General features: G+C 61.3%; 29 protein-coding genes and 2 tRNA genes. 18 read left to right on the forward strand and 13 right to left on the reverse strand.

Going from position 1 to position 25,685, the window contains the following annotated elements; all coding sequences use genetic code 11:
- Nucleotides 1–187: 187 nt before the first annotated feature.
- Entirely contained in the window at nucleotides 188–1,645 is a 1,458-nt protein-coding gene (gene dacB, locus IN820_RS03230) for a D-alanyl-D-alanine carboxypeptidase/D-alanyl-D-alanine endopeptidase (RefSeq protein ID WP_193679604.1), read from the reverse strand.
- Between the two features lie 276 nt (nucleotides 1,646–1,921).
- Here dacB and IN820_RS03235 point away from each other — a divergent pair, with 276 nt between their 5' ends.
- Entirely contained in the window at nucleotides 1,922–2,266 is a 345-nt protein-coding gene (locus IN820_RS03235; protein ID WP_193679605.1) for a YggL 50S ribosome-binding family protein, read from the forward strand.
- On the opposite strand, the gene IN820_RS03240 is transcribed toward IN820_RS03235, so the two are convergent.
- The 6 genes from IN820_RS03240 to IN820_RS03265 form a co-directional block, all read right to left on the reverse strand.
- Complete coding sequence (locus tag IN820_RS03240; protein WP_193679606.1) at nucleotides 2,250–3,344, reverse strand: FUSC family protein; 1,095 nt, start codon at nucleotides 3,342–3,344, stop codon at nucleotides 2,250–2,252. The two genes, IN820_RS03235 and IN820_RS03240, sit on opposite strands and share 17 nt — an antisense overlap.
- Before the next feature lie 4 nt (nucleotides 3,345–3,348).
- Nucleotides 3,349–4,680 (reverse strand): deoxyguanosinetriphosphate triphosphohydrolase, encoded by a 1,332-nt coding sequence (locus tag IN820_RS03245; protein ID WP_193679607.1) that lies wholly within the window; start codon nucleotides 4,678–4,680, stop codon nucleotides 3,349–3,351.
- Nucleotides 4,681–5,070: 390 nt separating this feature from the next.
- On the reverse strand, nucleotides 5,071–5,391 hold the full coding sequence (locus IN820_RS03250; RefSeq protein ID WP_193679608.1) for a hypothetical protein: 321 nt from the start codon (nucleotides 5,389–5,391) through the stop codon (nucleotides 5,071–5,073).
- Nucleotides 5,388–5,768 carry a phage holin family protein gene (locus IN820_RS03255; RefSeq protein ID WP_193679609.1) on the reverse strand — a complete coding sequence of 127 codons (381 nt, stop codon included), beginning with the start codon at nucleotides 5,766–5,768 and terminating at the stop codon, nucleotides 5,388–5,390. The genes IN820_RS03250 and IN820_RS03255 overlap by 4 nt, the downstream gene beginning before the upstream one ends.
- 14 nt (nucleotides 5,769–5,782) lie before the next feature.
- Nucleotides 5,783–6,187 (reverse strand): DUF883 family protein, encoded by a 405-nt coding sequence (locus tag IN820_RS03260; RefSeq protein WP_037037036.1) that lies wholly within the window; start codon nucleotides 6,185–6,187, stop codon nucleotides 5,783–5,785.
- A gap of 227 nt (nucleotides 6,188–6,414) precedes the next feature.
- Nucleotides 6,415–7,698 carry an OprD family porin gene (locus IN820_RS03265; RefSeq protein WP_193679610.1) on the reverse strand — a complete coding sequence of 428 codons (1,284 nt, stop codon included), beginning with the start codon at nucleotides 7,696–7,698 and terminating at the stop codon, nucleotides 6,415–6,417.
- Between the two features lie 416 nt (nucleotides 7,699–8,114).
- Here IN820_RS03265 and IN820_RS03270 point away from each other — a divergent pair, with 416 nt between their 5' ends.
- Entirely contained in the window at nucleotides 8,115–8,354 is a 240-nt protein-coding gene (locus IN820_RS03270) for a glutaredoxin family protein (protein WP_193679611.1), read from the forward strand.
- 106 nt (nucleotides 8,355–8,460) lie between these two features.
- On the opposite strand, the gene IN820_RS03275 is transcribed toward IN820_RS03270, so the two are convergent.
- The 3 genes from IN820_RS03275 to mobA form a co-directional block, all read right to left on the reverse strand.
- Nucleotides 8,461–8,537: transfer RNA gene (locus IN820_RS03275), tRNA-Pro, on the reverse strand.
- Between the two features lie 273 nt (nucleotides 8,538–8,810).
- The gene (locus IN820_RS03280) at nucleotides 8,811–9,032 is read right to left on the reverse strand and encodes a YgdI/YgdR family lipoprotein (protein WP_193679638.1); all 222 of its coding nucleotides are present in this window, start codon (nucleotides 9,030–9,032) and stop codon (nucleotides 8,811–8,813) included.
- Nucleotides 9,033–9,084: 52 nt separating this feature from the next.
- A complete protein-coding gene (mobA, locus tag IN820_RS03285; protein WP_193679639.1) occupies nucleotides 9,085–9,687 on the reverse strand; it encodes a molybdenum cofactor guanylyltransferase MobA in 603 nt (200 codons plus the stop codon).
- 66 nt (nucleotides 9,688–9,753) lie between these two features.
- Here mobA and moaB point away from each other — a divergent pair, with 66 nt between their 5' ends.
- The 3 genes from moaB (at nucleotide 9,754) to IN820_RS03300 (ending at nucleotide 12,657) form a co-directional block, all read left to right on the forward strand.
- A complete protein-coding gene (gene moaB, locus IN820_RS03290) occupies nucleotides 9,754–10,293 on the forward strand; it encodes a molybdenum cofactor biosynthesis protein B (RefSeq protein WP_193679612.1) in 540 nt (179 codons plus the stop codon).
- Nucleotides 10,290–11,501: a molybdopterin molybdotransferase MoeA gene (locus IN820_RS03295; RefSeq protein ID WP_193679613.1), complete on the forward strand. Its 1,212-nt coding sequence runs from the start codon at nucleotides 10,290–10,292 to the stop codon at nucleotides 11,499–11,501. The genes moaB and IN820_RS03295 overlap by 4 nt, the downstream gene beginning before the upstream one ends.
- A gap of 124 nt (nucleotides 11,502–11,625) precedes the next feature.
- Complete coding sequence (locus IN820_RS03300) at nucleotides 11,626–12,657, forward strand: acyltransferase family protein (protein ID WP_193679614.1); 1,032 nt, start codon at nucleotides 11,626–11,628, stop codon at nucleotides 12,655–12,657.
- Nucleotides 12,658–12,872: 215 nt separating this feature from the next.
- Here the strand turns inward: IN820_RS03300 and IN820_RS03305 are convergent, their stop codons facing one another.
- Nucleotides 12,873–13,313: a VanZ family protein gene (locus tag IN820_RS03305; protein ID WP_193679615.1), complete on the reverse strand. Its 441-nt coding sequence runs from the start codon at nucleotides 13,311–13,313 to the stop codon at nucleotides 12,873–12,875.
- A 157-nt stretch (nucleotides 13,314–13,470) separates the two neighbouring features.
- Nucleotides 13,471–13,779, reverse strand: coding sequence for an I78 family peptidase inhibitor (locus IN820_RS03310; RefSeq protein WP_193679616.1), 309 nt, complete (start codon nucleotides 13,777–13,779; stop codon nucleotides 13,471–13,473).
- 211 nt (nucleotides 13,780–13,990) lie between these two features.
- Here IN820_RS03310 and IN820_RS03315 point away from each other — a divergent pair, with 211 nt between their 5' ends.
- The gene (locus IN820_RS03315) at nucleotides 13,991–14,392 is read left to right on the forward strand and encodes a PA2779 family protein (RefSeq protein ID WP_193679617.1); all 402 of its coding nucleotides are present in this window, start codon (nucleotides 13,991–13,993) and stop codon (nucleotides 14,390–14,392) included.
- Nucleotides 14,389–15,339 (forward strand): PA2778 family cysteine peptidase, encoded by a 951-nt coding sequence (locus tag IN820_RS03320; RefSeq protein WP_193679640.1) that lies wholly within the window; start codon nucleotides 14,389–14,391, stop codon nucleotides 15,337–15,339. Before IN820_RS03315 ends, IN820_RS03320 begins: the two co-directional genes overlap by 4 nt.
- Before the next feature lie 7 nt (nucleotides 15,340–15,346).
- Here IN820_RS03320 and IN820_RS03325 read toward each other — a convergent pair whose 3' ends face one another.
- Nucleotides 15,347–16,630, reverse strand: coding sequence for an NAD(P)/FAD-dependent oxidoreductase (locus IN820_RS03325; RefSeq protein WP_193679618.1), 1,284 nt, complete (start codon nucleotides 16,628–16,630; stop codon nucleotides 15,347–15,349).
- A 170-nt stretch (nucleotides 16,631–16,800) separates the two neighbouring features.
- Here IN820_RS03325 and IN820_RS03330 point away from each other — a divergent pair.
- From IN820_RS03330 to IN820_RS03380, 11 genes are all read left to right on the forward strand, one after another.
- Nucleotides 16,801–16,877 (forward strand) — tRNA-Val (locus IN820_RS03330).
- 275 nt (nucleotides 16,878–17,152) lie between these two features.
- Entirely contained in the window at nucleotides 17,153–17,392 is a 240-nt protein-coding gene (locus IN820_RS03335) for a hypothetical protein (RefSeq protein ID WP_193679619.1), read from the forward strand.
- Nucleotides 17,393–17,557: 165 nt separating this feature from the next.
- Nucleotides 17,558–17,731, forward strand: a complete 174-nt coding sequence (locus tag IN820_RS03340) for a hypothetical protein (protein WP_193679620.1) — start codon at nucleotides 17,558–17,560, stop codon at nucleotides 17,729–17,731.
- Between the two features lie 558 nt (nucleotides 17,732–18,289).
- Entirely contained in the window at nucleotides 18,290–20,212 is a 1,923-nt protein-coding gene (thrS, locus tag IN820_RS03345; protein WP_193679621.1) for a threonine--tRNA ligase, read from the forward strand.
- Nucleotides 20,212–20,763 (forward strand): translation initiation factor IF-3, encoded by a 552-nt coding sequence (gene infC / locus IN820_RS03350; RefSeq protein ID WP_172974169.1) that lies wholly within the window; start codon nucleotides 20,212–20,214, stop codon nucleotides 20,761–20,763. The genes thrS and infC overlap by 1 nt, the downstream gene beginning before the upstream one ends.
- 61 nt (nucleotides 20,764–20,824) lie before the next feature.
- Nucleotides 20,825–21,019 (forward strand): 50S ribosomal protein L35, encoded by a 195-nt coding sequence (rpmI, locus tag IN820_RS03355; RefSeq protein ID WP_003298367.1) that lies wholly within the window; start codon nucleotides 20,825–20,827, stop codon nucleotides 21,017–21,019.
- 27 nt (nucleotides 21,020–21,046) lie between these two features.
- Entirely contained in the window at nucleotides 21,047–21,403 is a 357-nt protein-coding gene (gene rplT, locus IN820_RS03360) for a 50S ribosomal protein L20 (protein WP_003282569.1), read from the forward strand.
- Between the two features lie 175 nt (nucleotides 21,404–21,578).
- On the forward strand, nucleotides 21,579–22,595 hold the full coding sequence (gene pheS / locus IN820_RS03365; RefSeq protein ID WP_193679622.1) for a phenylalanine--tRNA ligase subunit alpha: 1,017 nt from the start codon (nucleotides 21,579–21,581) through the stop codon (nucleotides 22,593–22,595).
- A gap of 36 nt (nucleotides 22,596–22,631) precedes the next feature.
- On the forward strand, nucleotides 22,632–25,010 hold the full coding sequence (pheT, locus tag IN820_RS03370) for a phenylalanine--tRNA ligase subunit beta (RefSeq protein ID WP_193679623.1): 2,379 nt from the start codon (nucleotides 22,632–22,634) through the stop codon (nucleotides 25,008–25,010).
- A gap of 3 nt (nucleotides 25,011–25,013) precedes the next feature.
- Nucleotides 25,014–25,316, forward strand: coding sequence for an integration host factor subunit alpha (gene ihfA / locus IN820_RS03375; protein ID WP_003282572.1), 303 nt, complete (start codon nucleotides 25,014–25,016; stop codon nucleotides 25,314–25,316).
- A complete protein-coding gene (locus tag IN820_RS03380; RefSeq protein ID WP_193679624.1) occupies nucleotides 25,297–25,653 on the forward strand; it encodes a MerR family transcriptional regulator in 357 nt (118 codons plus the stop codon). Before ihfA ends, IN820_RS03380 begins: the two co-directional genes overlap by 20 nt.
- Nucleotides 25,654–25,685: the final 32 nt, after the last annotated feature.

Genomic DNA, 25,685 nt, shown 5'->3' on the forward strand with positions numbered 1-25,685 from the left:
CAAGGCTTCGCCGTTGCCCACCCTGCGAACTGGCGAAATCTCTAAAATCTATCCAATAAAAACAAAGCGTTATTCTATGTTTGATGAGAGCCGGGGCGCCTGGTTCTTGCTGGCGATCCTGTTCCTTTGATCGCCGGCAAGCCGGCTCCCTACATCGATCGGCGACCGCTTTTCATCCGCGTCGGTATCAGCGCTGCGCGGTGCTCTCGTTGCGCTGGCTGTACAGGCTGACCAGCACCTGATCGAGGATCGACGCGGCGCCCCAGGGACGGGGATGGTTGAGAATGGCCACGACCGCCCAGGTATTGCCGTCGCCGTCACGGCTGTAGCCGGCGATCGCTCGCACGGTGTTCAACGTACCGGTCTTGACGTGCGCCTTGCCGGCCACCGGTGTATTGCGCAGGCGCTTGCGCATGGTGCCGTCCACCGCGGCCAGCGGCATCGACGAGATGAACTCGGCGGAGTAGGGGCTGCGCCAGGCGGCTTGCAGCAGGCTGGCGAGTTCGCGCGCGCTGACCCGTTCGGCACGTGACAGGCCGGAGCCGTTCTCGATCACCAGGTGGGGCGAGATCAACCCTTTCTTGGCCAGCCACTGGCGAATGACCCGCTGCGCGGCCTTGGAATCGTCGGCATCCGCTTCGTTGCGAAACTCCGCGCCCAGGCTCAGGAACAGCTGCTTGGCCATGGTGTTGTTGCTGTACTTGTTGATGTCGCGAATGATCTCGGTCAGGTCCGGCGAATGGGCCCTGGCCAGCAGGCGGGCATTGGCGGGTACCTGCGCGACCCGGTCACGGCCGAGAATGCTGCCGCCCAGTTCAGCCCAGATCGCTCGCACGGCGCCCGCTGCATAGTGCTCGTGATCCAGCAGCGAGAGGTAGGTCTGGGCGCTGCAACCGGCGGCGAGCTTGCCGGTGACCACCACGGTGACGCCGTCGCCATCCTGGACCGGGTTGTAGAGCACCTCCGGCCAGCCCGGGCACTTGGCGGCCGGCAGGGCCTGCACGCGGTTGTCGACGCGTACGCTGGCGATCGGTGGCTCGACCGCGACGTTCACCCTGCCGCCGTCGTTGCGAACGATGAAGCGCAGTGCCTTGAGGTTGACCAGCAGCGAATCCGGGCCGACCAGGAAGGGCTTGTTCTGGTCGCCGCCATCGTCGTCGAACACCGGCAGGTTGGGCTGGACGAAGTGGCTACGATCCAGCACCAGGTCGCCGGTGACCTTCTTCACCCCGTTGGCGCGCAGATCGCGCAGCAGCAACCAGAGCTTTTCCATGTTCAGCTTGGGGTCGCCACCGCCCTTGAGGTACAGATTGCCGTCGAGCGTGCCGTCCACCAGCGGGCCGTCGGTATGGAACTCGGTCTTCCACTGATGGTTGGGCCCCAGCAGCTCCAGTGCCGCATAGGTGGTGACCAGCTTCATGGTCGATGCGGGATTGACCGAGACGTCGGCATTGACGAACGTCGGTGCGCCATTGCCATTGAGAGGCAGCATGACCACCGAGAGCGCGTCCCGGTCGATCTTGTTGGCCTTCAGGGCCTGTTCGACCCGTGCCGGCAGGCTCTGGTTGACGCTGGCGGCATGGATGGGCAGCGCCATCGGCAAGGTCAGTGCGGCGAAGGCGATGCGGCGAAGGATTCTGTTCATTGCGAGCGCCTCTGGATCGGGCACGGAGCATTGCTGGCGATACGGTCTTGCATGCGGGTTTCCCACTGCTCTAAGGGAAAGGGATGGGCATTATGCCCGGGCTGTAGAGGCGCTGTGCCGCTATCCGATAAGCGTAGCCGCGCCGGGTGGGGTCCTGCAAAGAGAGTTGCAACGGGACTCGACAATCCGATGGCCGGCACCGGCGGTCGGGCATCGCCTAAGCGGGAGGTTGCTGTTAGAGTGCGCGCCGTCATCATGTAGAAAAGGATCGATCCAATGGCTACCAATCGCTCGCGTCGCCTGCGCAAGAAACTCTGTGTCGACGAATTCCAGGAGCTGGGCTTCGAGATCAATCTCACCTATCGCGAAGGGATCGATGGCAAGGCCGTGGACGATTTCCTCGAAGCCTTCATCAGCGAAGCGATGGAAGCCAACGAGCTCGGCTACATCGGCGGCGAGGATTATGGCTTCGTGTGTCTTGCCCGCCGTGGTTCGGTCAGCGAAGAGCAGCGTGAAAAGGTCGACGCCTGGCTGAAAGGCCGCAGCGAGCTTGCCGAATACACCGTCAGCCCGCTGATGGATGTGTGGTATCCGGAAAACCCGATCAGGGTCGAGAAGTAGTCTGATCGTCCGCTCGCTGCGTCGGTATCGGCTGGGCTTTGCTGCGGGAACGCCTGGCCAGCAGCACTCGCAACAGATGCATCAGCGATGTGATCAGCAGCGCCAGGCTGACCCCGATGGCCGCGTTCAGCAGGCGTATCTGCGGCAGGTTCCAGTCCTGCGCGAGGGTTTCGGCCAGCAGCAGAAACAGCAGCGTCGTCTGCAGAACGAAAAGCCCGTAGTGATTCGCCTGGAATGCTCTGCCCAGCACCACCAGGGGCAGCAGGATCATCACCATCAGCGGCGGGTCGGCCAGGCCATGCCCCAGGTAGATCAGGATGGCGGCGGCGATGAAGATGCCGATGCCTGCCTGTAGCGCGCGTACCAGGCTCTTCTCCAGGTCCATCTGCAGGGTGGTGAAAACCGCCAGCGTCAGCCAGTACCCTCTTGGCAGTTCGGCCAGGTTGACGATTATCCCGCCCAGTGCGGCGGCAAGCATGTAGGTCACGGCATGCACGCGCCACTGGCGAATCGGTGTTCGCCGGGCGTGCCGCCGAAGCACTCGAAGAATGCTCAGCAGCCGCGGCATGTACGGCCACATGCGCAGCCCGTGCATGCCGCGCATGCCGAACGCCAGCAAGGTCACCCAAAGGCCTCCGAGGGCGAACAGCATGGCGATCGCATAAGGGTTGTTGAAATCGGCGATGCCGTACTGCCCCTGGCCGAGACACAGGCAGATCGCCAGACCGATGCCCAGCTTTCCGGCTTCGCTGCCGTAGCGCTGCAGCCAGGCCAGCAGCAGGCCGTAAAAGGCAAACAGGCCGAGGCTGATCAAGGGGTGGGTGGCCGACCAGAAGCCCAGCCCCGTGCTGCAGGCGCCCAGTGCGATGAGCAACAGCATGCGCAGCATGCCGAAACGGTGCAGAGGGTTGGCCTTGGCCGCCTGGAAGGCGCCTACGGTGGCCCAGAGGAATCCCGGGTGGCCACTGAACAGGCCCAGCAGCAATGGCAGGGCGCAACCGAAGCCGGCGACCATCGCTGCGCCCCAGGCGGGGTGCCCGGGGTGCCAGAACAGGCTCTGTCGCAGCAGGCGCTTCATGCACTCATACCGGGCTGGAGCGGCCGGTCATCTCGCCGGCCATCTCCGTGGCGTAGCTGTCGGTCATGCCGGCGATGAAATCGATCATGCGCAGGAATGCGTCGTAGAGCGTCAGCTCCGGGGCCGGTGCGCCGCGTCCGAGCAGGTCGAGGATGCGCTGGTTCTTGAAGGAGAGGGTGCTGCCTCGATGTTGTTCCAGCGCCGCGCCGCAGAAGGCGTTGAGCAGTATTTCCAGCGTGGTGTAGGCGCCGATCTCGTGCAGCGTCTTGCGCTTGTCCTGAAAGATCTTCTGCCGGGCCATGGCTTTGGCCTGGACCACGCATTCCTTGGCGGGGCCGTGCATGTGCTCGACCAGATCGCCCTGCAGTTGTCCGGCAAGCAGGTTGTGCTGCTGTTCGACGAAGGCGCGCGCAGCGGCATTGGTCAGGTGCTCGATGGCCTTGCCGCGCAAGATCGCCAGCTTGCGCCGCCGCGAATCCCCAGGGCCCAGTTGGCGGTAGGTGTCCGGCAGATCGTCACCGACCAGCCCCAGCAGCAGTGCCTCCACTTCCGAATAGTCGAGCAGCTCCATTTCCAGGCCGTCTTCCAGATCGATCAGGCCATAACAGATATCGTCGGCCGCCTCCATCAGGTAGACGAGCGGATGGCGCGCCCAGCGTTGTTCTTCCACCTGGGGCAGGTTCAGCTTCTGTGCGATCTGTTCCAGCAGTGGCTGTTCGTTCTGATAGCAGCCGAACTTGTGCTTCTTGTAGCCGAGGGCCTCGGCGTGACGCGACGTCCAGGGGTACTTGAGGTAGGTGCCCAGCGTGGCATAGGTCAACCGCGTTCCGCCGTCGAACTGGTGGTATTCCAGTTGCGTGAGCACGCGAAAGCCCTGGGCGTTGCCTTCGAAGTTGAGAAAATCGGTACGCTGCGCGTCGCTCATGTCGTCGAGCCATCCGCGCCCGGCCGCCTGCTGGAACCAGTAGCGTATGGCGTCCTCGCCGGAATGGCCGAAGGGTGGATTGCCAATGTCATGGGCGAGGCAGGCCGATTGGACGATCATGCCGAGGTCGGCCGGGCTGCACCAGTCCGGCAACTCGTCACGCAGCACCTCGCCGACGCGCATGCCCAGCGAACGGCCGACGCAGCTCACTTCCAGCGAGTGCGTCAGGCGCGTGTGGATATGATCGTTGCTGGACACCGGATGCACCTGGGTCTTGCGTCCCAGCCGGCGAAAGGCCCCGGAGAAGATGATACGGTCGTGGTCCTTGTGAAACGGGCTGCGGCCGAGCTCGTCGCTGCTATGGACGGATTTGCCGAGTCGTTCACGGGTGAGCAGGGTGTGCCAGTCCAAGGACTATCTCCATATCGTCTCTAGAATTGCGCACAGATGCAGGCCGGAGCCGAGCGCAGCGAGCAGCTCCGCCCGGCACCCGGCCCGAGTAACTCAACCGACAGCGCTATCCGCCGCCCAGGTGGCAATCATCTGTATCGTGATACGGTGAAACTACCACAAGCATTGCCGTATCGAGCCGCAGTATCGCACCCTTTCGCGTACGCATCCGCGAGGGGTTGTTCCCGTTTCATCGTAAGCCGCCTTGCCTGTAGGAGCGGGCCATGCCCGCGATGGCTTGCTGGGCCAGGGTTCGCGAGCATGGCTCGCTCCTACAACAATATCCAAATCTCCGCCAGAAAACGGCTTTACCTTTAATATCAATCAGCTATATCGAAATTGGAACAAACCCTAGCGCAGCTTCTGCTTCAGCTTCTGTTGTCCCTTGATCAGCGGATACAGGGTCAACGCGACACGGGCGAGCTTGCCGATCCTGCCGAGGCGACGACCGAACAGGGCCAGTATCACAGTCGTGGCGATCACGACGGGGCCTTTGCCGCTCGAACGTTCGGATGATTCGCGTCTGGCCACCATCATGTTCCGGACCTGACGCAGAGGATGCGACAGTGGCTGCGAGTGATAGAGCAATTGCTGGCGGTGCATTTCCATGCGCAGTCGGATCAGCTCCTTGCGCATGTTCGGCTCATTCGAAGTGCTCAAAGGACGGCTCATGGCAGTAGACGCTCCCGGTTGCGCTCGAGCTCTTCAAGGGTGGCCTTGAATGGTGCGGCACATTCCTTGGCGAGTTTCAGGGCGCGAACGACACAGATGATCAGCGCAACGGCGTAGATGGCGCAAAGCACCAGGATTGCTGCGATTCGATGGCTTTCCCAGAAGGCGATGACGATCGCAGCCGACAGTCCGACCAGAATCAGCAGCCCCAGGATCAGGCTGACCCCCGCGAGAAGAAAAAGCCGGAAGGTCCGGACCTTTTCTTCCTGAACCTCGACGCCGAGCAGTTCCAGATGGCCCTGCAGCAGGCCGACGAACGCGCCGCCCAGCTTCTTCAGTGAGGGTTTCGGGGCCTCTTCGCCGGGCTTGGCTTCCATTGGCTGCTCTCCCATCAGCGGCGTGAAGAGATAAGGCCGAACAGAAAGCCGACGCCGGCAGCGATACCGATCGATTGCCAGGGGTGGGTATGCACGTATTCTTCGGTGCACTGGACTGCCGTCTGGCACTGGTCGCGCATCGAGCCTTCGCTTTCCTTGAGCATCTCGCGGGCCTTGGCGATGTTCGCATTGATCTTGCTGCGCAGCTCTTCGGTCTGGCCGCCTGCGGTTTCCTGGGTATGTTTGAGCAGGCGCTCGGTGTCGCCGATCAGGGTGTGGAATTCCTCGATCAGCGCATTCTGCGCAGCCTGCAGGTTGCGACGGTGAGCGGATTTGTCGATCAACGGCGGAGTGCTCCCCGCGGTCCCTTCAGGAATCGGGGTGTTATCGCTGGTGCCGAAAGTGGAATCGGTAGACATCTGCAGCTCCTCTTGAGTCTCGCAGGGACGGAACGTCCCGGTACCTCAAGTTTCGAGCGTGCTGGTGGGGCAAGGTTCCCGTTTCGTTGCCGCAATTCGTAATTACGCTAAGCCGCACCGACATTTGTGCCAACGCTAGTTGTTTTTTGTTGCTGGCGTAACTACTCGAGCAGAAACAAGAAAACCCGCCGAAGCGGGTTTTCTTGTTACAGCAGTTGGTACCGCTATTACATCAGCGGAATGGTGTAGCTGACGATCAGACGGTTTTCGTCGATGTCATTGCCATAGTTGTTACGGGCAGTGGCATTACGCCATTTCACGTTCAGGTTCTTCAGTGCGCCTTCTTGGAAGGTGTAGCCGATATCCATGTCGCGCTCCCACTCCTTACCTTCGGTGCCGTCAGCGCGGTCGAAGTTGTCGCCAGAGAGGTAGCGAGTCATGAAGGTTAGGCCGGGGATGCCGATCGACGCGAAGTTGAAGTCGTAACGAGCCTGCCAGGATTTCTCATCGGCGTTGGCAAAATCGTTGATCTGTACATAGTTGACCAGGAACGGATCGGTAGCACCGCCGACATAGGCGAAGCCGGTGTCACCGCTCATCTTCTGGTAGCCCAGGCCAAAGCTATGGCCACTGATCGAGTAGGTGACCATGGCGCCGAGGGCCTTGTTGTCAACGTTGCTGTTGCCATCGTCCTTGGAGCGCGCATAGCGCAAGTCTGTCTTAAGCGACTGGCCGTCGCCGATCGGCAGTACATGCACCAAGTTGTACGAGTGCTGTTTGTACAGATCTTCCAGATTGCTGTAGTAGTAAGTAGCGGTCAGGTCTTTGGTCACCTGATAGCTACCGCCTAGGAAGCGGAAATCATCGGATTCGTTTACACCGCTAACGGCGATCCCGCGACGGCCGCCGGAGTTCAAACTCATCGCTTCATTATTGCTGGAGTCGCGATGGTTAATGCGATTTGCATAACCAGCATCCAGTGTCAGGCCAGCAATTTCTTTCGAAACGATTTGGGCGCCCTGCATTGTTTGCGGTAGCAAACGGCTGTCGCTGGTGCCGATGGCTGGGTTTTTGAACTGCAGCGTACCAACTTTCAGAACGGTTTCTGACACTTTGGCTTTGGCAGCAAGGCCAAGTGAAGAATAATCGTCTGGCGTCTGCTCATCGTAAGAGTCAGGAAGCAGGCCGCTGCCGGTGCGTCCAGCGCCGCCGTCCAGTTTCACGCCGAGAAGGCCGAGCGCATCAACACCAAACCCAACAGTGCCTTCAGTGTAGCCAGATTCGATGCGAAGCAGAAAGCCTTGAGCCCATGCTTCCGACTTAGATTGACCGGCTGCGGTAGCGGCGGTATTGCCGCCTTCGTTACGGTAATCACGGTTGAAATAGAAGTTACGCAGTTCCAGGCTTGCCTTGGTGTCTTCGATGAAGGCGGCTTGAGCCAGGGTGGGGATAGCCAGTGTTGCTCCCAGAGTGGCGAGGGCCACGCCCCGGGCGATGGGGGTCTTGAGCATTTCTTATTTCTCCTCGTTGGATGATGCTCTGAAGTCGCTCTTTACGGCGCCCATGCAATAAAACATTACATGGGTTTTTCAACCTTTAGACTTTAGTCGTCAGGGGCCGATAGTCAACGTGCTAGACGCTTTCGCAGGGCTAATCCCTGTTCGATTGTCTCTCGTCGGCACTCCTGTCGTGTCTTGCTGGCGAGAGATCAAGACGCTAATGCCGGACAATCTCTGTTGCCTCGGGCCGCTGCATCCTAGCGTTTTGCTTGCTCGGAGTCGAATGGGGATATCGAAATCCATAGCCGAGTGGGTACTAATTCACACCTCGAGGGGATTTCACCGTTCTCGATTGCGTTCTGGAAGGCAATGAAGGTGCCTTGTGCAAACTGCTAGAATGTCGGCACGATCGGAGCGAGAGAAAACAAATGTTGCCTGAATGCCAGCTCTTCGGGACCCTGGGTTGCCACCTTTGCGAGCAGGCGGAGGAGGTGCTGCTGCCCTTGGTCGAATATGGACTGCTGGTGGAGCTTCTCGATATTTCGGATCGGGCGGAGTGGGTCGATGATTACGGACTACGCATTCCGGTATTGCGCCGAGTCGATACGGGCGCGGAGTTGGACTGGCCTTTTGAGGCGGAGCAAGTGGTGGGATTTCTGCAGGAATAACGGGTTTTTATCAGGCGGTAAATGAAAAAAACCGGCACGTTGGCCGGTTTTTTTACTTGTTCAACCAGCAATTGCTTGAGTAAGCAAGTGGTTGAACAGCGGGATATGGTCGGAGCGACTGGATTCGAACCAGCGACCTTCTCGTCCCGAACGAGACGCGCTACCAAGCTGCGCTACGCTCCGAAGATGGCGCGCATTTTACAGAAAAAGTTTTGCTTCACAAGGGCTTAGCCAGGATTTTTTTCAATGGGCGAAGCGAGGGGGTTCCGAAGGGGGCGATACAAGCGTTCTGCGGTCTGCAACCGGATCGTTGGCGGGGCTGTAGGAGCCCGCTTGCTGGCGATCAGTCCACGACACCCAGTCTCGCAGCAAGCTGACAGTAGGCGCACGCTGCCCCTGTGGGAGGCGCGCCCTCGCGGCGATCGCAATCCGAAGGGCTACCCGACGGGGAGGAAATCAAAGTTCCCTTAGGGTACGAACCTGATCCTTGTTCACCCGGCCTGGTTTGCCATCGATCAGCTCGTATTCATAAAAGCCCGACTCTTCGTCATAGTCGGGCCGATCCAGGGTCTGGATTTCCCGGCCATCGTTGAGCGTTATCACGCTTGGGTTGGCGCAACCTGCGAGCACGCTGAAGCCTAGGATGAGCAGCAATGCCGGGATGGTGCCTGAACGCATGACCTTGTCCTTTTTCCTGGTGACGATACCCATGGGACGAATCGGGCAGCGGCTAAGTTCCCATCTGCCGTTCGGTACGCTCGAGCAGTTCCGGCGTGTTGAGGTTGGCCAGGCGGTGGTCGCTTTCTTCCAGTTCGAGGCCGTGCGCCCCGAGTTGCAGCAACAGGCGCTGCACGCTGCGCTCTCCCGCTAGCCAACGGGTATCGATTTCTTCTGAAAGATGGGCGGGAATCATGCTGAACAAAGGTTCCCATTGTTCGCCGCGGCGTAGCATCAGCGGCCTGTCCGGAATGGAGATCGCGACCGAGTACATGGCCTGCAGCAGGGGGCCATCGAGCAGGGGCGTATCGCAGGGCAGTACCAGCAGCCAGGGGTTGCGGGCCGCGGCGAGCCCTGCGCGTATTCCCGCCAAGGGTCCCGGATAACCTGCTTCTTCGTCACCCAGCAGCCGATCGGCATAGGCGGCGTAGCGTGCCTGGTTGCGATTGCAGGACAGCAGCAGGTCGTCCGTCAGTGGGCGGGCAAGATCATGCAGCCATGCGATCAGGGGCCGTCCCCGCCATTCGATCAGGCCCTTGTCCTGGCCGCCCATGCGCTGTCCGCGCCCACCTGCGAGCAGCAGGATGGAGCACGAGGGGAGTCTGCAATCGGCCATGAAGGTGCTCCGGTAAAAGGCTGTGATATAACACCCGGCCCGTACGCTAACAACCGGATGCCTGCCATGAGCCATCTTGCCGATCAAGTTTTCGTTCCTCTGAACATCGCCGTGCTTACGGTCAGCGATACCCGTACCCACGAAACCGATACCTCCGGCCAACTGCTCGCCGATCGCCTGACCGCGGCGGGGCATCGGCTGGCGGCACGGGTTCTGCTCAAGGATGATCTCTATCGTATTCGTGCCCAGGTGGCTGCCTGGATCGCCGACGACGAGGTGCAGGTGGTGCTGGTAACCGGCGGCACGGGTTTTACCGGCCGGGACAGCACGCCTGAGGCCGTCGCCTGCCTGCTGGACAAGCAGGTCGATGGGTTCGGAGAGCTGTTCCGGCAGATCTCGGTTGCCGATATAGGCACCTCCACGGTCCAGTCCCGTGCTTTGGCCGGCCTTTCCAATGCGACGCTGGTGTGCTGCGTGCCCGGCTCCACCAATGCCTGCCGCACCGCCTGGGACGGCATCCTCGCCGAGCAGCTGGATGCACGCCATCGGCCATGCAACTTCGTCGCCCATCTCAAGTCCGCGCCGGCGTGCGAGACGCGCGCATGAGTGCTGGCCAGGCCGAGCTGTTGCCTGTCGATGATGCGCTGGCGCTGTTGCTGGCGCAGGCGGATGCAGAGCCCATCCATGCTCACGAGATTGTCGCGGCGAGCGAGGCGGAAGGGCGTGTCCTGGGCGAAACATTGGCCGCCGGGCTGGATCTGCCGCCATGGCCCAATAGCGCCATGGACGGATATGCGCTCCGCCATGCGGATCTGGTTGGTGGGCCTTTGCCGGTCAGCCAGAAAATCTTCGCCGGAATGCAGCCGGATAGCCTGAAGCCTGGGACCTGCGCGCGCATCTTCACGGGCGCCCCGCTTCCGGATGGCGCGGATACCGTCGAGATGCAGGAGAATGTCGCGGTACTGGAGGATGGGCGGGTGCGTTTCTCCGAGCCGCTGCGGCACGGACAGAACGTGCGCCCGCAAGGCGGCGAAGTGCGCCGTGGCGATCCTGTGCTCGCGGCGGGTACGCGCCTTGGTCCGATCGAGCTGGGGCTGGTCGCGTCGCTTGGCCTGACGGAGCTCAAGGTGGTGCGAAGGGTGAGGGTGGCGCTGCTTTCCACCGGTGACGAACTTGTCGAAGCGGGGCAGACCCTGGCGCCAGGGCAGATCTACAACAGCAACCGCGTTCTGTTGCGTCACTGGCTCGAGCGTCTGGGCTGCACGGTGATCGACCTCGGCGTGCTGCCGGATGACCTGCAGAAGATACGCGATTGCCTGGATTCTCTAGCGGACGTCGACCTGATTCTCTCGAGCGGAGGCGTGTCGGTCGGTGAGGCGGACTTTCTCGGGCAGGTCCTTCGCGAGGAGGGCGAGCCGACGCTGTGGAAACTGGCGATCAAGCCCGGCAAGCCGCTTACCTGCGGGCGCTATCGTGGCATTCCGTTGCTGGGGTTGCCGGGTAATCCCGCGTCCACCCTGGTCACTTTCGGCATCCTGGGCAGGCCTTACCTGCTGCGCCGCATGGGTGTTGTCGAGGTCGAGCCGCTCGGTTTCGCAGTTGCCGCGGGCTTTGCCTGGCCGAAGCCCGGCAAGCGGCGCGAGTATCTGCGGGCCAGAATCGAGCAGGGCAAGGCGCAGCTTTATGCCAACCAGAGCTCGTCGGTGCTGCGCAGCGCGGCATGGGCGCAAGGCCTGGTGGTGGTGCCCGAACATGCCCGGTTCGAAGAGGGCGAGCCTGTGCGGTTCATCCCGTTCAGCGAGTTGATCGGCTGACAGCCCGTCGGGCTGATTCGGCCGGCAAAACCAACCCGAAAACCCGTTGTCTATCTCCTCCATCCGGCGCTTTTCCCGGCCGGATGCTGCCTGCCTATTGGCCACGGAAAAGGAGAACGACAGCATGCAGGAGAGAAACGTTTGGGTTGATTATGCCAAGGCGATCGGCATCATCCTCGTTGTCTATGGACATGTCGCGCGCGGCGTCTTCAGTGCGGGGCTGCCCATGGATGAGGCGGAGTTCGTGCTCGTCGACAGCATCATCTATAGCTTCCACATGCCGCTATTCTTTTTCCTGTCGGGATTGTTCTTCTTCGACTCGTTGCAGAAACGGGGCAGGGGCGGGCTGATCATCAACAAGGTCGATACGATCATCTATCCCTTTATCGTCTGGTCGCTACTGCAGGGGACGTTCGAGGTCGTTCTGTCGAACTACACCAACGGTCAGGTGACGTTGACCGAGGTGCTGTCGTTGTTCTGGATGCCGCGCGCACAGTTCTGGTTCCTCTATGCGCTGTTCCTGGTATTCGTGGTCTGTGCGTTCCTCTATGCACGTGCCGATCGCCGGTATTTCCTGCCGTTGGTGATGTTGTTCGGCGCCCTGTTCGTCTTTCAGCAGGAACTCACCGTGAACAACATGACGCGCTTCATTCTCGGCAATACCGTGTTTTTTGCCTTGGGCGTCTGGTTCAACGAGGTCAAGGCATTCTTCCTGGCCCGCTATACGCAACTGACATTGTTCTTCGGTGCGCTGTTCGTCATCGGACAGTACCTGTTCCATATCACTTTCGGGCTGAACTACAAGGATGCTGGGCTGCCTGTGCTGGCGCTGGCGACCCTTTCCATCTTCTTCATGATCGCCTTGTCGATGTGGCTCGGGCAGTTCCGGGCCAACTGGTTTCTGTTCATCGGCGCTTCTTCGATGACCATCTACCTGATGCACATTCTTGCGGGTAGCGGGGTCCGGGTGATCCTGAGCAAGTTCTTGGGCATCGATTCGATCGCCGCGCATCTGGTTCTCGGAACCCTGGTCGGCATCGCCGCACCGCTGGTCGCGCAGGTCGTCATCAGCCGCTACAACCTGTACTTCCTGCTCATGCCGCCAAAGTGGATGTCGGCTTCGCATTTGCGGATGCGCAGAGCGGTGGCTCAGTAGGTCTTGGAGGGGCTTGGCCGCGTTTCCGCGAGACGGTTTTCGTAGGGGCGGGCCATGCCCGCGATGCTCGTGTCTGGCCGGGGTTCGCGCTCCTACAGCCGTCCCCGGTTCCTGTATGCCTGGGTGGAAAAACACGAAGCGTTGTCCACCGGCTCCACGGGTTCATATCGAAACCGCAACGGATCCTGGCCCTGGCTCGTTGCGAGCCAGGGGCTTCACTGAGCGCTGCGGCCGCCGGCCGAATCGCCTTTGTCGGCACTGCGATGGCGGCGGCGCTTTTTTCTGCGTGGTGCATTCCTCCACTGCGCCGGTTGTCCACTGCCATCCCGGTAGAGATGGATGCCGGCCAGGCCGGTGAGCACGCCGATGATGTTGACCGTCATGTCGGCGAGCGACGCCGTTCTGCCAGGCATCGTTGCCTGAAGTACTTCTATCGAGGCGGCGCCGATCAGTGTCCATATGAACAGGGAGCGCAGGGGTGCTTTCGCAAAGGCTATGTGGGCGGTGAAGACGAGGGTGGCGAAACCGAGCCAGTGATAGAACTTGTCGGCCCCTGGGAACAACTGGTTGTTGGATGAGCTCTTCAGAGCCATGAAAACGAGTGTTACCAGTGCAATCCAGAAGGGCGCGCTGGATGTGAGCTTCCGATATGTCATCCCGTTCCTCGTATCAGCTGGCACCGGTCGTGGAGCTATCGGTTCGCTTGTGGTTCTGCTGCGCCTGTGTCGTGAGGGCATGAGTAAAGTCCGGCGGTCGTCCGCTATGTCGTGGATCGTGGACGGGGCACAGAGTGTCGATACTGTGCTTTGCGCATCAGCCGCAGTTGAGGCGTGTTATCACCAGGGATGCGTCGGTATTGATGTTCAGCCTCTGCGAGTCGTATTCGAGGGTCACGACATCGTCAGGACGAAGAATGCGGGCAACACTTGCGCCGGCTTGGCTGCGTGCCTCTTCGAGCAGGTCGGTGGTGGCGGTTTTGCCGATGAAATGCTGTACCGCATCGGCATTGCAGCCGCTCGTGCCAGCATCAGCGCCAGGGGGGCTCGCCGTTGGGCTGGCCTGGCAACCAACCAGGAGGGTTGCCGCCATTGTCAGGCTGATCAACTGATGGTTCTGGCGCATGTCGTTTTCCTTGCTTGGTCGATGCTTTCTTTGATGCATGGTTAATACCAAAAGTGCAGTCGACTCGACTGTACGGTTGACGCTGCGCTTGTGTCGATGTTCAGCGCAAAAAGAGTGTTTCGTTACGGGAACCGAAGCCGCATATGTTTCGTCATATTGTTTGATGGCCCTTTGCAATCCCCGGGCTGACGACAAACTAGGAGTTTGCGCTATGTTTACCTCCCCCTTGCTCAAGCGTGTTGCGACTGTCCTGGCTGCCTTGCATCTGCTCTTGGTGGCCCAGATTCCCTTGGCACAGGCGGCCATGATCGGTACGCCGGAAGTGATCGCCGAACAACAACAGCAGGTGGATCGCCAGCAATTGCTGAGCATGCTGGATGACCAGGATGTGCAGAAAAAGCTCGAGTCGATGGGCGTCGAGCGCGAGCAGGTGGAAAAGCGTATCAACAGCCTGACGCCGGCGGAGCTGGCGCAATTCAACCAGCAGCTGGATCAGGCACCGGCCGGTGCAGGTGTGGTTGGGGTGATCGTGCTGTTCCTGGTGGTTTTCATCATCACTGACATGCTCTGCGCCACCAACATCTTCAACTTCATCAATTGCATCAACCGTTGAGTCGGCGGTTATCGATACTGCTGGCGATCGTTCTGCTCGGGGGCTGCGCGCGCACCTCGGTGATGCCCATCGATGATGCGCAGTTGCCCGCGCGGGCCGAACTGGTCGATGTGCCGTTTTTCCCGCAGGAGGAGTACCAGTGCGGCCCGGCCGCGCTGGCGACCATGCTGTCGCAGCGGGGGATTGCCGCCAGTCCGGAGCAGCTTGTCGAGCAGGTCTACATTCCTCAGCGAAAAGGCAGCCTGCAGGTAGAGATGGTTGCCGCGGCCCGCTCCAGCGGGTTGCTGGTCTATCCTCTGCGCCCGCGCCTGGAGGCCGTGCTTGCCGAGGTTGCTGCCGGCAATCCGGTGCTGGTTCTGCAGAACCTGGCGTTCGAGCGCTGGCCACAGTGGCATTTCGCGGTAGTGGTGGGGTACGACCTCGCCGAGCAAAGTATCGTCCTGCGCTCCGGCACCACGAAGCGCTGGGTGGGCAATTTCCGCCAGTTCGAGCGATCCTGGGCGAAAGGCGGGCGCTGGGCCGTGTTGACCCTCGAGCCCGATCGCTTGCCCGAAACGGCGGAGGAAACGGTCTGGCTGCGCAGTGCGAGCGACCTCGAGCAGGTCGGCCAGAGCCAGGCCGCGCGTACGGCGTACGAGACCGCTGGTGCGCGCTGGCCAAGCGGGTTGCCGTGGTTCGCTCTGGCCAACAGTCAATATGCTGCGGGTGACAAGACAGGCGCACAGCAGTCGCTGCGCACCAGTATCGTGCGCGACGGGTCCTTCGCGATTGGTTGGTTCAACCTGTCCCAGGTGATGGCGGAGCAGGGCTGTGCGGCTGTTGCGCAGCAGGCCCGAGCCTGCGCCTTGCGCCTTGCGCCGGACGATGACCGCCTCGCCGCGCCACTGCCACCGGCCGTAGAGGCGACCCGACGCTGCGAGCCGGTCCCGCGCTGCCCCGTGAATTGAGGCTGCGTCAGATGCCGAGCTTGTCGCGCAGGGTGTAATACATGGCGCCAAGCGCACTCAAGGGGACCCTCAGGCTGTGGCCTCCAGGGAACGGGTAATGCGGCAAGCTGGCAAAGGCGTCGAAGCGCTCGGCCTGACCGCGTAACGCTTCGGCGATCACTTTGCCGGCGACGTGGGTATAGGTCACGCCATGGCCGCTGCAGCCCTGCGAGTAATAGATGTTGTCGCCCAGGCGCCCCACCTGTGGCAGGCGGGACAGGGTCAGCAGGAAATTGCCGGTCCAGGCGTAATCGACCTTCACCTGCTGGAGTTGGGGAAAGGTCTTGAGCATCTTCGGGCGAATGATCGACGCGATGTCCGCCGGATCGCGCGCGCCGTAGACGACCCCGCCACCATAGATGAGGCGCTTGTCGGCGGAGAGCCGGTAGTAATCGAGCAGGTAGTTGCAGTCCTCGACGCAATAGTCTTGTGGCAGCAGGCTGCGTGCGAGCTCTTCGCCGAGCGGTTCGGTGGCGATTACCTGGGTGCCGCAGGGCATGGATTTCGCCGCGAGCTCGGGGATCAGGTCACCAAGATAGGCGTTGCCGGCCACCACGACGAAATTGGCACGCACGCTTCCCTTGGGGGTGTGGACCACCGGCGTGGGGCCTCGCTCGATACGGATGGCCGGCGTCTGTTCATGGATCACGCCGCCCAGGGACTCAATCGCCGCGGCCTCGCCCAGCGCCAGATTGAGCGGGTGGATATGCCCGCCCTGTTTGTCGAGCATCCCGCCGATGTAGCGATCGCATGCCACGACCTGGCCGATGCCGCGCTCATCGAGCAGTTCGAGCTGACCGTAGCCGTAGCGCTCCCACAGCGCCTTCTGGGCTTCGAGATGATGCATCTGCTTGTCGGTGAAGGCCGCGAATACGCCACCGTCCTTCAGGTCGCACTGGATGCCGTAGCGGGCCACCCGCTCGCGAATGATCCGCCCACCTTCGAAGGCCATTGCACCGATCAGCTTCGCTGCGCTGGTGTCGACGCTCCGCTCGATGCTGTCCAGGTCGCGACTGTAGCTGTTCACGATCTGCCCGCCGTTACGCCCGGAGGCGCCGAAGCCGACCCTTGCCGCTTCCAGCACGATAACCTTGAAGCCGTTTTCGAGCAGGAAGAGGGCGGTGGACAAGCCGGTGTAACCCGCGCCGATGACGCAGACATCGGTGCGCTTTTCTTCCTGCAGCTCGGAGCGCTCGCGGGCGGGATTGGCGGATGCGGCATAGTAGGAGGCGGGGTAATCCGTGTGCGGCATATTGGATGCTCTGTTGCGAATATTTGACGGCATGCTAGCGCCTATCCCTCCTGGCCGCCAGGGTTCGCCCGAGGCTTGGGTGGAATTTTCAAAAATTCCAAATATCAGTGAGTTAGCGAAAAAAATCGCTTGACTCTCGGCGCCGTGGCTTTAGAATGCGCCCCCATCGAAGGCACATAGCTCAGTTGGTTAGAGCACCACCTTGACATGGTGGGGGTCGTTGGTTCGAATCCAATTGTGCCTACCAATTCGATCCCGCGCCAAGCGGGGCTTAGAAGGCGATCCGAAAGGGTCGCCTTTTTTGTTTTGGGCAAAGCGTCCATCGGCTAAAGGTTAAACCCGGCCTGCACCCATGTAGCAGGTTTTCATGCTTGGTGTGGCCGCCTTGGTGGCGGCCGTCATTTGCAGCATGGCTGCGCGCGACTCCGACTCGATCTCGGGTCGACATGCGGGCTGGCACCAATCACCCTTCGTCATCTCAAACGTAAGAGAGCCATCGTTGGCTCCAGCTGGAGGTGACCCATGAGTATCGATCCGCTCGACAGGCCTCATGATCAGCAGCCCGTGCCGGGGCAAGACCAGAATCCGGGCCAGCTCCCTGATCCTGATTTCATAACGGACAATCCAGATGTCGGGCCCGGCCCTGGCGATGGTGATGGCCCGGTCGATCGACCGGTCACTGGGCCGGATGTCTTGGATCCTGGCCTGCCAGGCACCGATGGCGATCCCGATGAGGTTGGCCCGGGGAACCCGCTACCCTGAGTCTGGCTCTGAGCGAGCCCGGCCTGACCGCCGGGCTTTTCGTTCAGGGTGCAAGCCCGTGAGCGGTGGCTCGGGTGGGGCCTGTCCTGACCATCGGCTAGCACCAACCGGCTCCTCGTGGTTCGAATCCTGGAGGCCATTGGGTGCCTCGCTGAGAGGTGAGCTATGCGAGACGAAGATATGCGGCAAGCCGCGGCGAATGATCCGGATGATGCGCTGCCCGGGGATCCGGACGGTGCGAGCATTAACGATGCGCCGATGTCCGACCCGGAAGAGACGGAACTCACCGACGAAGATATCGACATGTTCGAAAACGATCCGAACATTCCGACCGAGTAACGAATCCGAGCCCCGCCAGCCGCGGGGCTGTTTCGTTAGGGCTGTGCCCCTTCGTTTTTCGCGTGCGTCATGGGTGGGCCGGCATCGGTTGCCGCTGGCGGCATTGCTTGTGCCCGCTCAAGAGTTCGAAGGCTTGGCGGCTCACGGCCCTGGTGCGTGACCGGCGGCCACGCCGAATGCCCCGATTAAAATACAGCGCTAACTTGTTGATTCTTTATGTTAGAGTGCGCGGCTCTGCGGTGCCGCAAAAAAACGCTCCTTTTCCTTGGTTTCAACCGGTTGGCTCGACTCGCCGTCTCCGTGATTACGGGGCGGGGCTCGAATCCGGTTGTGCCTCTCATGTGAGGAGAGGGCGCGAAGCGGCTGTTTTGGCCTGTTGCCAGTGCGCCGGCTGCCGAAGGCATCGCCAACTTGTTTTTCTCCAGTGACTTCGGTTCGCCGGGTCGAGCTCATCAAGCGCCTGCCACTGTGCGGCAGGCATGCTCGCCGAACCGCTTTACTGGCTCATCCCAACCCATGTGGCCTTTGGTACGGGTCACCACTAGGAGAGGAGGCGCCATGCCCACCATTACTCTTCCCGACGGCAGTCAGCGTTCGTTCGATCATCCGGTCACCGTGGCCGAGGTGGCTCAATCCATCGGTGCGGGGCTTGCCAAGGCGACCGTTGCCGGCAAGATCGATGGGAAACTGGTCGATGCGTGCGATCTGATCGAGCGGGATGCCTCGCTGCAGATCATTACGCCGAAGGATGAAGCAGGGCTGGAGATCATCCGTCACTCCTGCGCCCACCTGGTGGGGCATGCGGTCAAGCAGCTCTATCCGACCGCGCGCATGGTCATCGGGCCGGTCATCGATGAAGGCTTCTACTACGATGTCGCCTACGAGCGTCCCTTCACGCCTGAAGACGTGGCGGCCATCGAGCAGCGCATGAAGGAGCTGATCGACCGCGACTACGACGTCATCAAGAAGATGACGCCGCGCGCCGAGGTGATCGAGGTGTTCAAGTCGCGCGGCGAGGACTACAAGCTGCGCCTGATCGAGGACATGCCCGACGAGCAGGCGATGGGGCTGTACTACCACGAAGAATACGTCGACATGTGCCGCGGGCCGCACGTGCCGAACACGCGTTTCCTGAAGTCCTTCAAGCTGACCAAGCTGTCGGGCGCCTACTGGCGCGGCGATGCGAAGAACGAGCAGCTGCAGCGCATCTACGGTACCGCCTGGGCCGACAAGAAGCAGCTCGCCGCCTACATCCAGCGTATCGAGGAGGCCGAGAAGCGCGACCATCGCAAGATCGGCAAGCGCCTGGACCTGTTCCATACCCAGGAAGAAGCGCCGGGTATGGTCTTCTGGCATCCGAATGGCTGGACGCTCTACCAGGTGCTGGAGCAGTACATGCGCCAGGTGCAGCGCGAAAACGGCTACCTGGAAATCAGGACGCCGCAGGTGGTCGACCGGGTGCTCTGGGAAAAGTCCGGGCACTGGGCGAACTACGCCGAGAACATGTTCACCACCGAATCGGAAAGTCGCGACTACGCGATCAAGCCGATGAACTGCCCGTGCCACGTCCAGGTGTACAACCAGGGTCTGAAGAGCTATCGCGAGCTGCCCCTGCGCCTCGCCGAGTTCGGCGCCTGCCATCGCAACGAGCCGTCCGGCGCGCTGCACGGCATCATGCGCGTGCGTGGCTTCACCCAGGACGACGCGCACATCTTCTGCACCGAAGAGCAGATGCAGGCGGAATCCGCGGCATTCATCAAGCTGACCCAGGCGGTCTATGCCGATTTCGGCTTCTCGGGCATCGAGTTGAAGCTGTCCACTCGTCCGGAAAAGCGCGTCGGTTCCGACGACCTCTGGGATCGGGCCGAGGCGGCGCTGGCGGCGGCGCTGGATAGCGCGGGCCTGCCTTACGATCTGCAGCCGGGCGAGGGCGCCTTCTACGGTCCGAAGATCGAATTCTCCCTGCGCGATTGCCTGGGGCGCGTGTGGCAGTGCGGCACGCTGCAGCTGGATTTCAACCTGCCGGTGCGGCTCGGTGCCGAGTACGTCAGCGAGAACAACGACCGCCAGCACCCGGTGATGCTGCACCGCGCCATCCTCGGTTCGTTCGAGCGCTTCATCGGCATCCTGATCGAGCACTACGAGGGGGCTTTCCCGGCATGGCTGGCGCCCACGCAGGCGGTGATCATGAATATTACCGACAAGCAGGCCGCTTTTGCCTCGGAAGTCGAGAAAACCCTTGTTCAAAGCGGATTCCGTGCCAAGTGCGACTTGAGAAACGAAAAGATCGGCTTTAAAATCCGCGAGCATACTTTGCTCAAGACTCCTTATCTCTTGGTTATCGGAGATAGGGAGGTTGAGACACGATCCGTTGCTGTGCGCACCCGTGAAGGCGTCGATCTGGGCTCCATGCCCCTCGAGCAATTCGCGCAGCTGTTGGCACAGGCGGTTTCCCGGCGTGGTCGCCAAGAATTGGAGTAATGACTATTAAGCGTGAAATGAGACAGGATAAACGAACTGCACCCAAGGCCCCGATCAACGAGAATATCTCGGCTCGTGAGGTCCGTTTGATTGGCGCTGACGGCGAGCAGATTGGCATCGTCTCGATTGATGAAGCGCTGCAGGTAGCAGAAGAGGCCAAGCTGGATCTGGTTGAAATTTCCGCCGACGCGAATCCCCCGGTATGCCGGATCATGGATTACGGCAAGCATCTGTTCGAGAAGAAGAAGCAGGTCGCCGCGGCGAAGAAGAACCAGAAACAGGTTCAGGTCAAAGAAGTGAAGTTTCGTCCAGGGACGGAAGAAGGGGACTACCAGGTCAAGCTGCGCAACCTGGTGCGTTTCCTGAGTGACGGGGACAGGGCCAAGGTATCCTTGCGATTCCGCGGCCGTGAGATGGCCCATCAGGAGCTGGGGATGGAACTGCTGAAGCGGGTCGAAACCGACCTCGCCGAGTACGGTTCCGTCGAGCAGCATCCGAAGATGGAAGGACGCCAGCTGATCATGGTCATCGCTCCCAAGAAGAAAAAGTAACCTCCAGGGCACTGGCAGGCCTTGCGGTTATTTGTAATCACCCACACTGTGGAGAACGAACATGCCAAAGATGAAGACTAAAAGTGGTGCTGCGAAGCGCTTCAAGAAGACTGCGAACGGCTTCAAGCACAAGCACGCTTTCAAGAGCCACATCCTGACCAAAATGACCACCAAGCGTAAGCGTCAGCTGCGCGGTTGCTCGCAAGTGCACCCGTCCGACGTTGCAAAGGTGGAGCGCATGCTGCGCGTTCGTTGATCCGGTCAAGACTCAGAGGAATAACTCATGGCTCGTGTTAAGCGTGGCGTCGTTGCCCGTCGCCGTCACAAGAAAATTCTGAAACTCGCCAAAGGCTACTACGGTGCGCGTTCGCGCGTATTCCGCGTTGCCAAGCAGGCGGTAATCAAGGCTGGCCAATATGCCTACCGCGACCGCCGTCAGCGCAAGCGTCAGTTCCGCGCTCTGTGGATCGCCCGTATCAATGCTGGTGCTCGTGTCAACGGTCTGTCCTACAGCCGTCTGATCGCCGGTCTGAAGAAGGCGGCCATCGAGATCGACCGCAAGGTTCTGGCCGATCTGGCAGTGAACGAGAAAGCGGCGTTTGCTGCGATTGTCGAGAAAGCCAAGGCTTCCCTGGCTTAAGCCCCGGCAATCACGGATCTTCGGATTCGTTGCAACGTCATCGATAGGGGAAGAGCCTTGTGCTCTTCCCCTATTTCGTATCTGAGAGGGGCTTTTGCAAAAGTGCGCGTGGCGGTGGGCCGCTTAGACGGTCGGCGAGCCAGTGCGGTTCTGCAAGAACCTCTGGAGGTTGTACATGGAAAATCTGGATGCACTGGTCGCGCAAGCGCTCGAGGCCGTGCAACGAAGTGAAGACATCGCTGCCCTGGAGCAGATCCGGGTCCAGTATCTCGGCAAGAAGGGCGAACTGACCCAGGTGATGCAGACCCTGGGCAAACTGTCCGCCGAGGAGCGGCCGAAGGCCGGTGCGCTGATCAATGCCGCCAAGACGCAGGTGCAGGACGTCCTGAATGCGCGCAAGGCGGTGCTCGAACAGGCCGCACTGAGCGCCAGGCTGGCCGCCGAGCGTATCGATGTGACCCTGCCGGGGCGTGGCGAGGCGTCCGGCGGCCTGCATCCGGTGACCCGCACCCTGGAGCGCATCGAGCAGTTCTTCAGCCATATCGGCTACAGCGTGGCGGAAGGCCCCGAGGTCGAGGACGACTACCACAACTTCGAAGCGCTCAATATCCCCGGCCACCACCCGGCGCGGGCGATGCACGACACCTTCTATTTCAACGCCAACATGCTGCTGCGCACCCATACCTCGCCGGTGCAGGTGCGCACCATGGAGTCGCGCCAGCCGCCGATCCGTATCGTCTGCCCGGGGCGAGTCTATCGCTGCGATTCGGATATCACCCACTCGCCGATGTTCCATCAGGTGGAAGGCCTGCTGGTGGACGAGGGGATCAGTTTCGCCGACCTCAAGGGCACCATCGAGGAATTCCTGCGGGTGTTCTTCGAGAAGCCGCTCGGTGTGCGTTTTCGCCCGTCTTTCTTCCCGTTCACCGAGCCGTCCGCCGAAGTCGACATGCAATGCGTGATGTGCAGCGGCAAGGGTTGCCGCGTCTGCAAGCAGACCGGTTGGCTGGAAGTGATGGGCTGCGGCATGGTGCATCCGAACGTGCTGCGGATGTCCGGTATCGATCCCGAGAAGTTTTCCGGTTTCGCCTTCGGCATGGGCGCCGAGCGCCTGGCCATGCTGCGCTACGGCGTCAATGACTTGCGCCTGTTCTTCGACAACGACCTGCGGTTCCTCGCGCAATTTCGCTAGTGCCGTTGCCCGTCCATGACTATTTAGGAGAACAGGATGAAATTCAGTGAACAATGGCTGCGGAGTTGGGTGAATCCGCAGGTTTCCCGCGAAGAACTGGTCGCCCGACTGTCGATGGTCGGCCTAGAAGTCGATGCGGTCACCCCGGTCGCCGGCGCGTTCAGTGGCGTGGTCGTGGGCGAGGTGCTGGCGACCGAACAGCATCCCGATGCCGACAAGCTGCGGGTCTGCCAGGTCAGCAACGGTAGCGAGACCTTCCAGGTGGTCTGCGGCGCGCCCAATGTGCGCCCGGGCCTGAAGATTCCGTTCGCCATGATCGGCGCCCAATTGCCCGGCGACTTCAAGATCAAGAAGGCCAAGCTGCGTGGCGTCGAGTCCAACGGCATGCTCTGTTCGGAAACCGAGCTGCAGGTGGGTACTGACGATAGCGGTCTCATGGAACTGGCGGCCGATGCGCCGATTGGCGCCGATTTCCGCGCATATCTCGAACTCGATGATGCAAGCATCGAGATCGGCCTGACGCCGAATCGCGGTGACTGCCTCTCCCTGGCGGGGCTGGCGCGTGAGGTTGGTGCTATCTACGGCGCGGCGGTCAATTCGGTCGAAATCGCACCGGTGGACACAACTCATGATGAGGTGCGTCCGGTTGAAGTTTTGGCGCCGAAGGCCTGCCCGCGCTACCTCGGGCGGGTGATCCGCAACGTCGACCTGTCGCGGCCGACGCCGTTGTGGATGGTGGAGCGCCTGCGTCGCTCGGATATCCGCAGCATCGATGCGGTCGTGGACATCACCAACTATGTGATGCTCGAACAGGGGCAGCCGCTGCATGCCTTCGATCTGGCCGAGATCAACGCGGGTATCCGCGTGCGGATGGCGGAGGAGGGCGAGAAGCTGGTTCTGCTCGACGGCCAGGAGATCAGCCTGCGCGCCGATACCCTGGTCATCGCCGATCACCAGCGGGCGCTGGCGATCGCTGGCGTCATGGGTGGCGAGCATAGCGGCGTGAGTGCCGCGACCCGGGACATCTTCCTGGAGAGCGCGTTCTTCGACACCATCGCACTGGCCGGCAAGGCCCGCTCCTATGGCCTGCATACGGACGCATCGCATCGCTACGAGCGCGGCGTCGACTCGCAACTGGCGCGCCAGGCAATGGAGCGGGCGACCGGTCTGCTGCTGGCAATCGTCGGAGGAGAAGCTGGGCCGATCGTCGAGGCAGTCAGCGAAGAGGACTTGCCGAAGGTTGCGCCGGTGACGCTGCGTGCCGAGCGCATCGAGCAGATGCTGGGCCTGGAAATGGACGCCGCCGAGGTGGTGCGCCTGCTGACGTCGCTGGGCCTCAGCGTGAGCGAAGAGTCCGCGGGGCGCTGGCAGGTCGGTGTGCCGAGTCATCGTTTCGATATCAGCCTGGAAGTCGACCTGATCGAAGAACTTGGCCGCCTGTATGGCTATGACCGCCTGCCGGTGCGCTACCCGCAGGCGCGCCTGGCGCCCGAAGCGAAGCCGGAAGCCCGCGCGGAGCTGCCGTTGCTGCGGCGCCTGCTGGTCGCCCGCGGCTATCAGGAAGCGATCACCTACAGCTTCATCGATCCCAAGCTGTTCGAGCAGTTCACTCCCGGCATCAAGCCGCTGCAGCTGGCCAACCCTATTTCCGCGGACATGGCCGCCATGCGGGCGTCGCTCTGGCCGGGGCTGGTCAAGGCGCTGCAGTACAACCTCAATCGCCAGCAGTCGCGCGTGCGTCTGTTCGAGGCGGGGCTGCGTTTCGTCGGCCAGCTGGACGAGCTGAAGCAGGAGAGCATGCTGGCCGGCGTCGTGACCGGCAGCCGTCTGCCCGAGAGCTGGGCGAACGCTCGCGAGGCGGTGGACTTCTATGACGTCAAGGCGGATGTCGAGGCGCTGCTGGCTTTTGCCGGAAATGGCGCGGCATACCGTTTCGTGGCGGGCGAGCATCCTGCGTTGCACCCGGGGCAGACGGCGCGCATCGAGCGCGAGGGGCGCCTGGTCGGCTTCGTCGGCAGCCTGCACCCCGAGCTGGCGGCCAGCCTGGGCATCGACCAGCCGGTCTACCTGTTCGAGTTGGCGCTTGGCGAGATCGCCGAAGGACGCCTGCCGGCATTCAGCGAACTGTCGCGTTTCCCCGAAGTCCGTCGTGACCTTGCCGTGCTGGTCGAGCGGGAAGTGTCGGCGCAAGCCGTCCTGCAATGCATTCGTGACGCGGCGGGCGAGCATCTGACGGACCTCAAGCTATTTGATGTCTATCAGGGAAAAGGTATTGATCCGCTTAGCAAAAGTGTGGCAGTCGGCTTGACCTGGCAGCACCCTTCGCGCACTCTAAACGACGACGAGGTGAACGGTACGATGCAGCAAATCCTCACCTCCCTGGAAGAAAGGTTCAACGCCACGTTAAGGAAATAGCGTATGGGGGCTCTGACGAAAGCTGAAATGGCCGAACGTCTATACGAAGAGCTAGGCTTGAATAAGCGCGAAGCCAAGGAACTGGTCGAGCTGTTTTTCGAGGAGATTCGCCAGGCGCTGGAGCATAACGAGCAGGTCAAGCTGTCCGGGTTCGGCAACTTCGACCTGCGCGACAAGCGCCAGCGCCCAGGGCGCAATCCCAAGACCGGCGAGGAAATCCCGATCACGGCGCGACGTGTCGTGACGTTCCGTCCGGGGCAGAAACTCAAAGCCAGGGTCGAGGCCTATGCTGGAACCAAGTCATAATGACGAACTCCCGTCGATTCCGGGCAAGCGCTATTTCACCATCGGTGAGGTCAGCGAACTCTGCGCGGTGAAGCCTCACGTGCTGCGCTATTGGGAACAGGAATTTCCCCAGCTCAACCCGGTGAAGCGACGCGGCAACAGGCGTTATTACCAGCGGCAAGACGTACTGATGATCCGTCAGATCCGTGCGCTGCTGTACGACCAGGGCTTCACGATCGGCGGCGCGAGGCAGCGCCTCTCCGGCGAAGAAGCGCGCGACGACACCACCCAGTACAGGCAACTGATCCGGCAAATGATTTCGGAGCTGGAGGAAGTGCTGCAAGTCCTGCGGAAATAATCCGATAAGGTGCTAAAAAACTTTCACATTTT

It is taken from the genome of Pseudomonas lopnurensis (assembly GCF_015070855.1).
GTDB lineage: Bacteria > Pseudomonadota > Gammaproteobacteria > Pseudomonadales > Pseudomonadaceae > Stutzerimonas > Stutzerimonas lopnurensis.

Excerpts from the sequence above, each read along its gene's own strand:
- IN820_RS03240 (WP_193679606.1), bottom strand. The coding sequence starts at position 3,344 with ATGAAGCGCCTGCTGCGACAGAGCCTGTTCTGGCACCCCGGGCACCCC.
- IN820_RS03380 (WP_193679624.1), top strand. The coding sequence starts at position 25,297 with ATGCTGGAACCAAGTCATAATGACGAACTCCCGTCGATTCCGGGCAAG.
- thrS (WP_193679621.1), top strand. The coding sequence starts at position 18,290 with ATGCCCACCATTACTCTTCCCGACGGCAGTCAGCGTTCGTTCGATCAT.
- ihfA (WP_003282572.1), top strand. The coding sequence starts at position 25,014 with ATGGGGGCTCTGACGAAAGCTGAAATGGCCGAACGTCTATACGAAGAG.
- mobA (WP_193679639.1), bottom strand. The coding sequence starts at position 9,687 with ATGGCCGATTGCAGACTCCCCTCGTGCTCCATCCTGCTGCTCGCAGGT.
- IN820_RS03325 (WP_193679618.1), bottom strand. The coding sequence starts at position 16,630 with ATGCCGCACACGGATTACCCCGCCTCCTACTATGCCGCATCCGCCAAT.
- moaB (WP_193679612.1), top strand. The coding sequence starts at position 9,754 with ATGAGCCATCTTGCCGATCAAGTTTTCGTTCCTCTGAACATCGCCGTG.
- IN820_RS03340 (WP_193679620.1), top strand. The coding sequence starts at position 17,558 with ATGCGAGACGAAGATATGCGGCAAGCCGCGGCGAATGATCCGGATGAT.
- rpmI (WP_003298367.1), top strand. The coding sequence starts at position 20,825 with ATGCCAAAGATGAAGACTAAAAGTGGTGCTGCGAAGCGCTTCAAGAAG.
- IN820_RS03305 (WP_193679615.1), bottom strand. The coding sequence starts at position 13,313 with ATGACATATCGGAAGCTCACATCCAGCGCGCCCTTCTGGATTGCACTG.
- IN820_RS03235 (WP_193679605.1), top strand. The coding sequence starts at position 1,922 with ATGGCTACCAATCGCTCGCGTCGCCTGCGCAAGAAACTCTGTGTCGAC.
- IN820_RS03315 (WP_193679617.1), top strand. The coding sequence starts at position 13,991 with ATGTTTACCTCCCCCTTGCTCAAGCGTGTTGCGACTGTCCTGGCTGCC.
- pheT (WP_193679623.1), top strand. The coding sequence starts at position 22,632 with ATGAAATTCAGTGAACAATGGCTGCGGAGTTGGGTGAATCCGCAGGTT.
- IN820_RS03260 (WP_037037036.1), bottom strand. The coding sequence starts at position 6,187 with ATGTCTACCGATTCCACTTTCGGCACCAGCGATAACACCCCGATTCCT.
- infC (WP_172974169.1), top strand. The coding sequence starts at position 20,212 with ATGACTATTAAGCGTGAAATGAGACAGGATAAACGAACTGCACCCAAG.
- IN820_RS03300 (WP_193679614.1), top strand. The coding sequence starts at position 11,626 with ATGCAGGAGAGAAACGTTTGGGTTGATTATGCCAAGGCGATCGGCATC.
- rplT (WP_003282569.1), top strand. The coding sequence starts at position 21,047 with ATGGCTCGTGTTAAGCGTGGCGTCGTTGCCCGTCGCCGTCACAAGAAA.
- IN820_RS03265 (WP_193679610.1), bottom strand. The coding sequence starts at position 7,698 with ATGCTCAAGACCCCCATCGCCCGGGGCGTGGCCCTCGCCACTCTGGGA.
- IN820_RS03335 (WP_193679619.1), top strand. The coding sequence starts at position 17,153 with ATGAGTATCGATCCGCTCGACAGGCCTCATGATCAGCAGCCCGTGCCG.
- IN820_RS03255 (WP_193679609.1), bottom strand. The coding sequence starts at position 5,768 with ATGGAAGCCAAGCCCGGCGAAGAGGCCCCGAAACCCTCACTGAAGAAG.
- IN820_RS03270 (WP_193679611.1), top strand. The coding sequence starts at position 8,115 with ATGTTGCCTGAATGCCAGCTCTTCGGGACCCTGGGTTGCCACCTTTGC.
- pheS (WP_193679622.1), top strand. The coding sequence starts at position 21,579 with ATGGAAAATCTGGATGCACTGGTCGCGCAAGCGCTCGAGGCCGTGCAA.
- dacB (WP_193679604.1), bottom strand. The coding sequence starts at position 1,645 with ATGAACAGAATCCTTCGCCGCATCGCCTTCGCCGCACTGACCTTGCCG.
- IN820_RS03280 (WP_193679638.1), bottom strand. The coding sequence starts at position 9,032 with ATGCGTTCAGGCACCATCCCGGCATTGCTGCTCATCCTAGGCTTCAGC.
- IN820_RS03250 (WP_193679608.1), bottom strand. The coding sequence starts at position 5,391 with ATGAGCCGTCCTTTGAGCACTTCGAATGAGCCGAACATGCGCAAGGAG.
- IN820_RS03295 (WP_193679613.1), top strand. The coding sequence starts at position 10,290 with ATGAGTGCTGGCCAGGCCGAGCTGTTGCCTGTCGATGATGCGCTGGCG.
- IN820_RS03310 (WP_193679616.1), bottom strand. The coding sequence starts at position 13,779 with ATGCGCCAGAACCATCAGTTGATCAGCCTGACAATGGCGGCAACCCTC.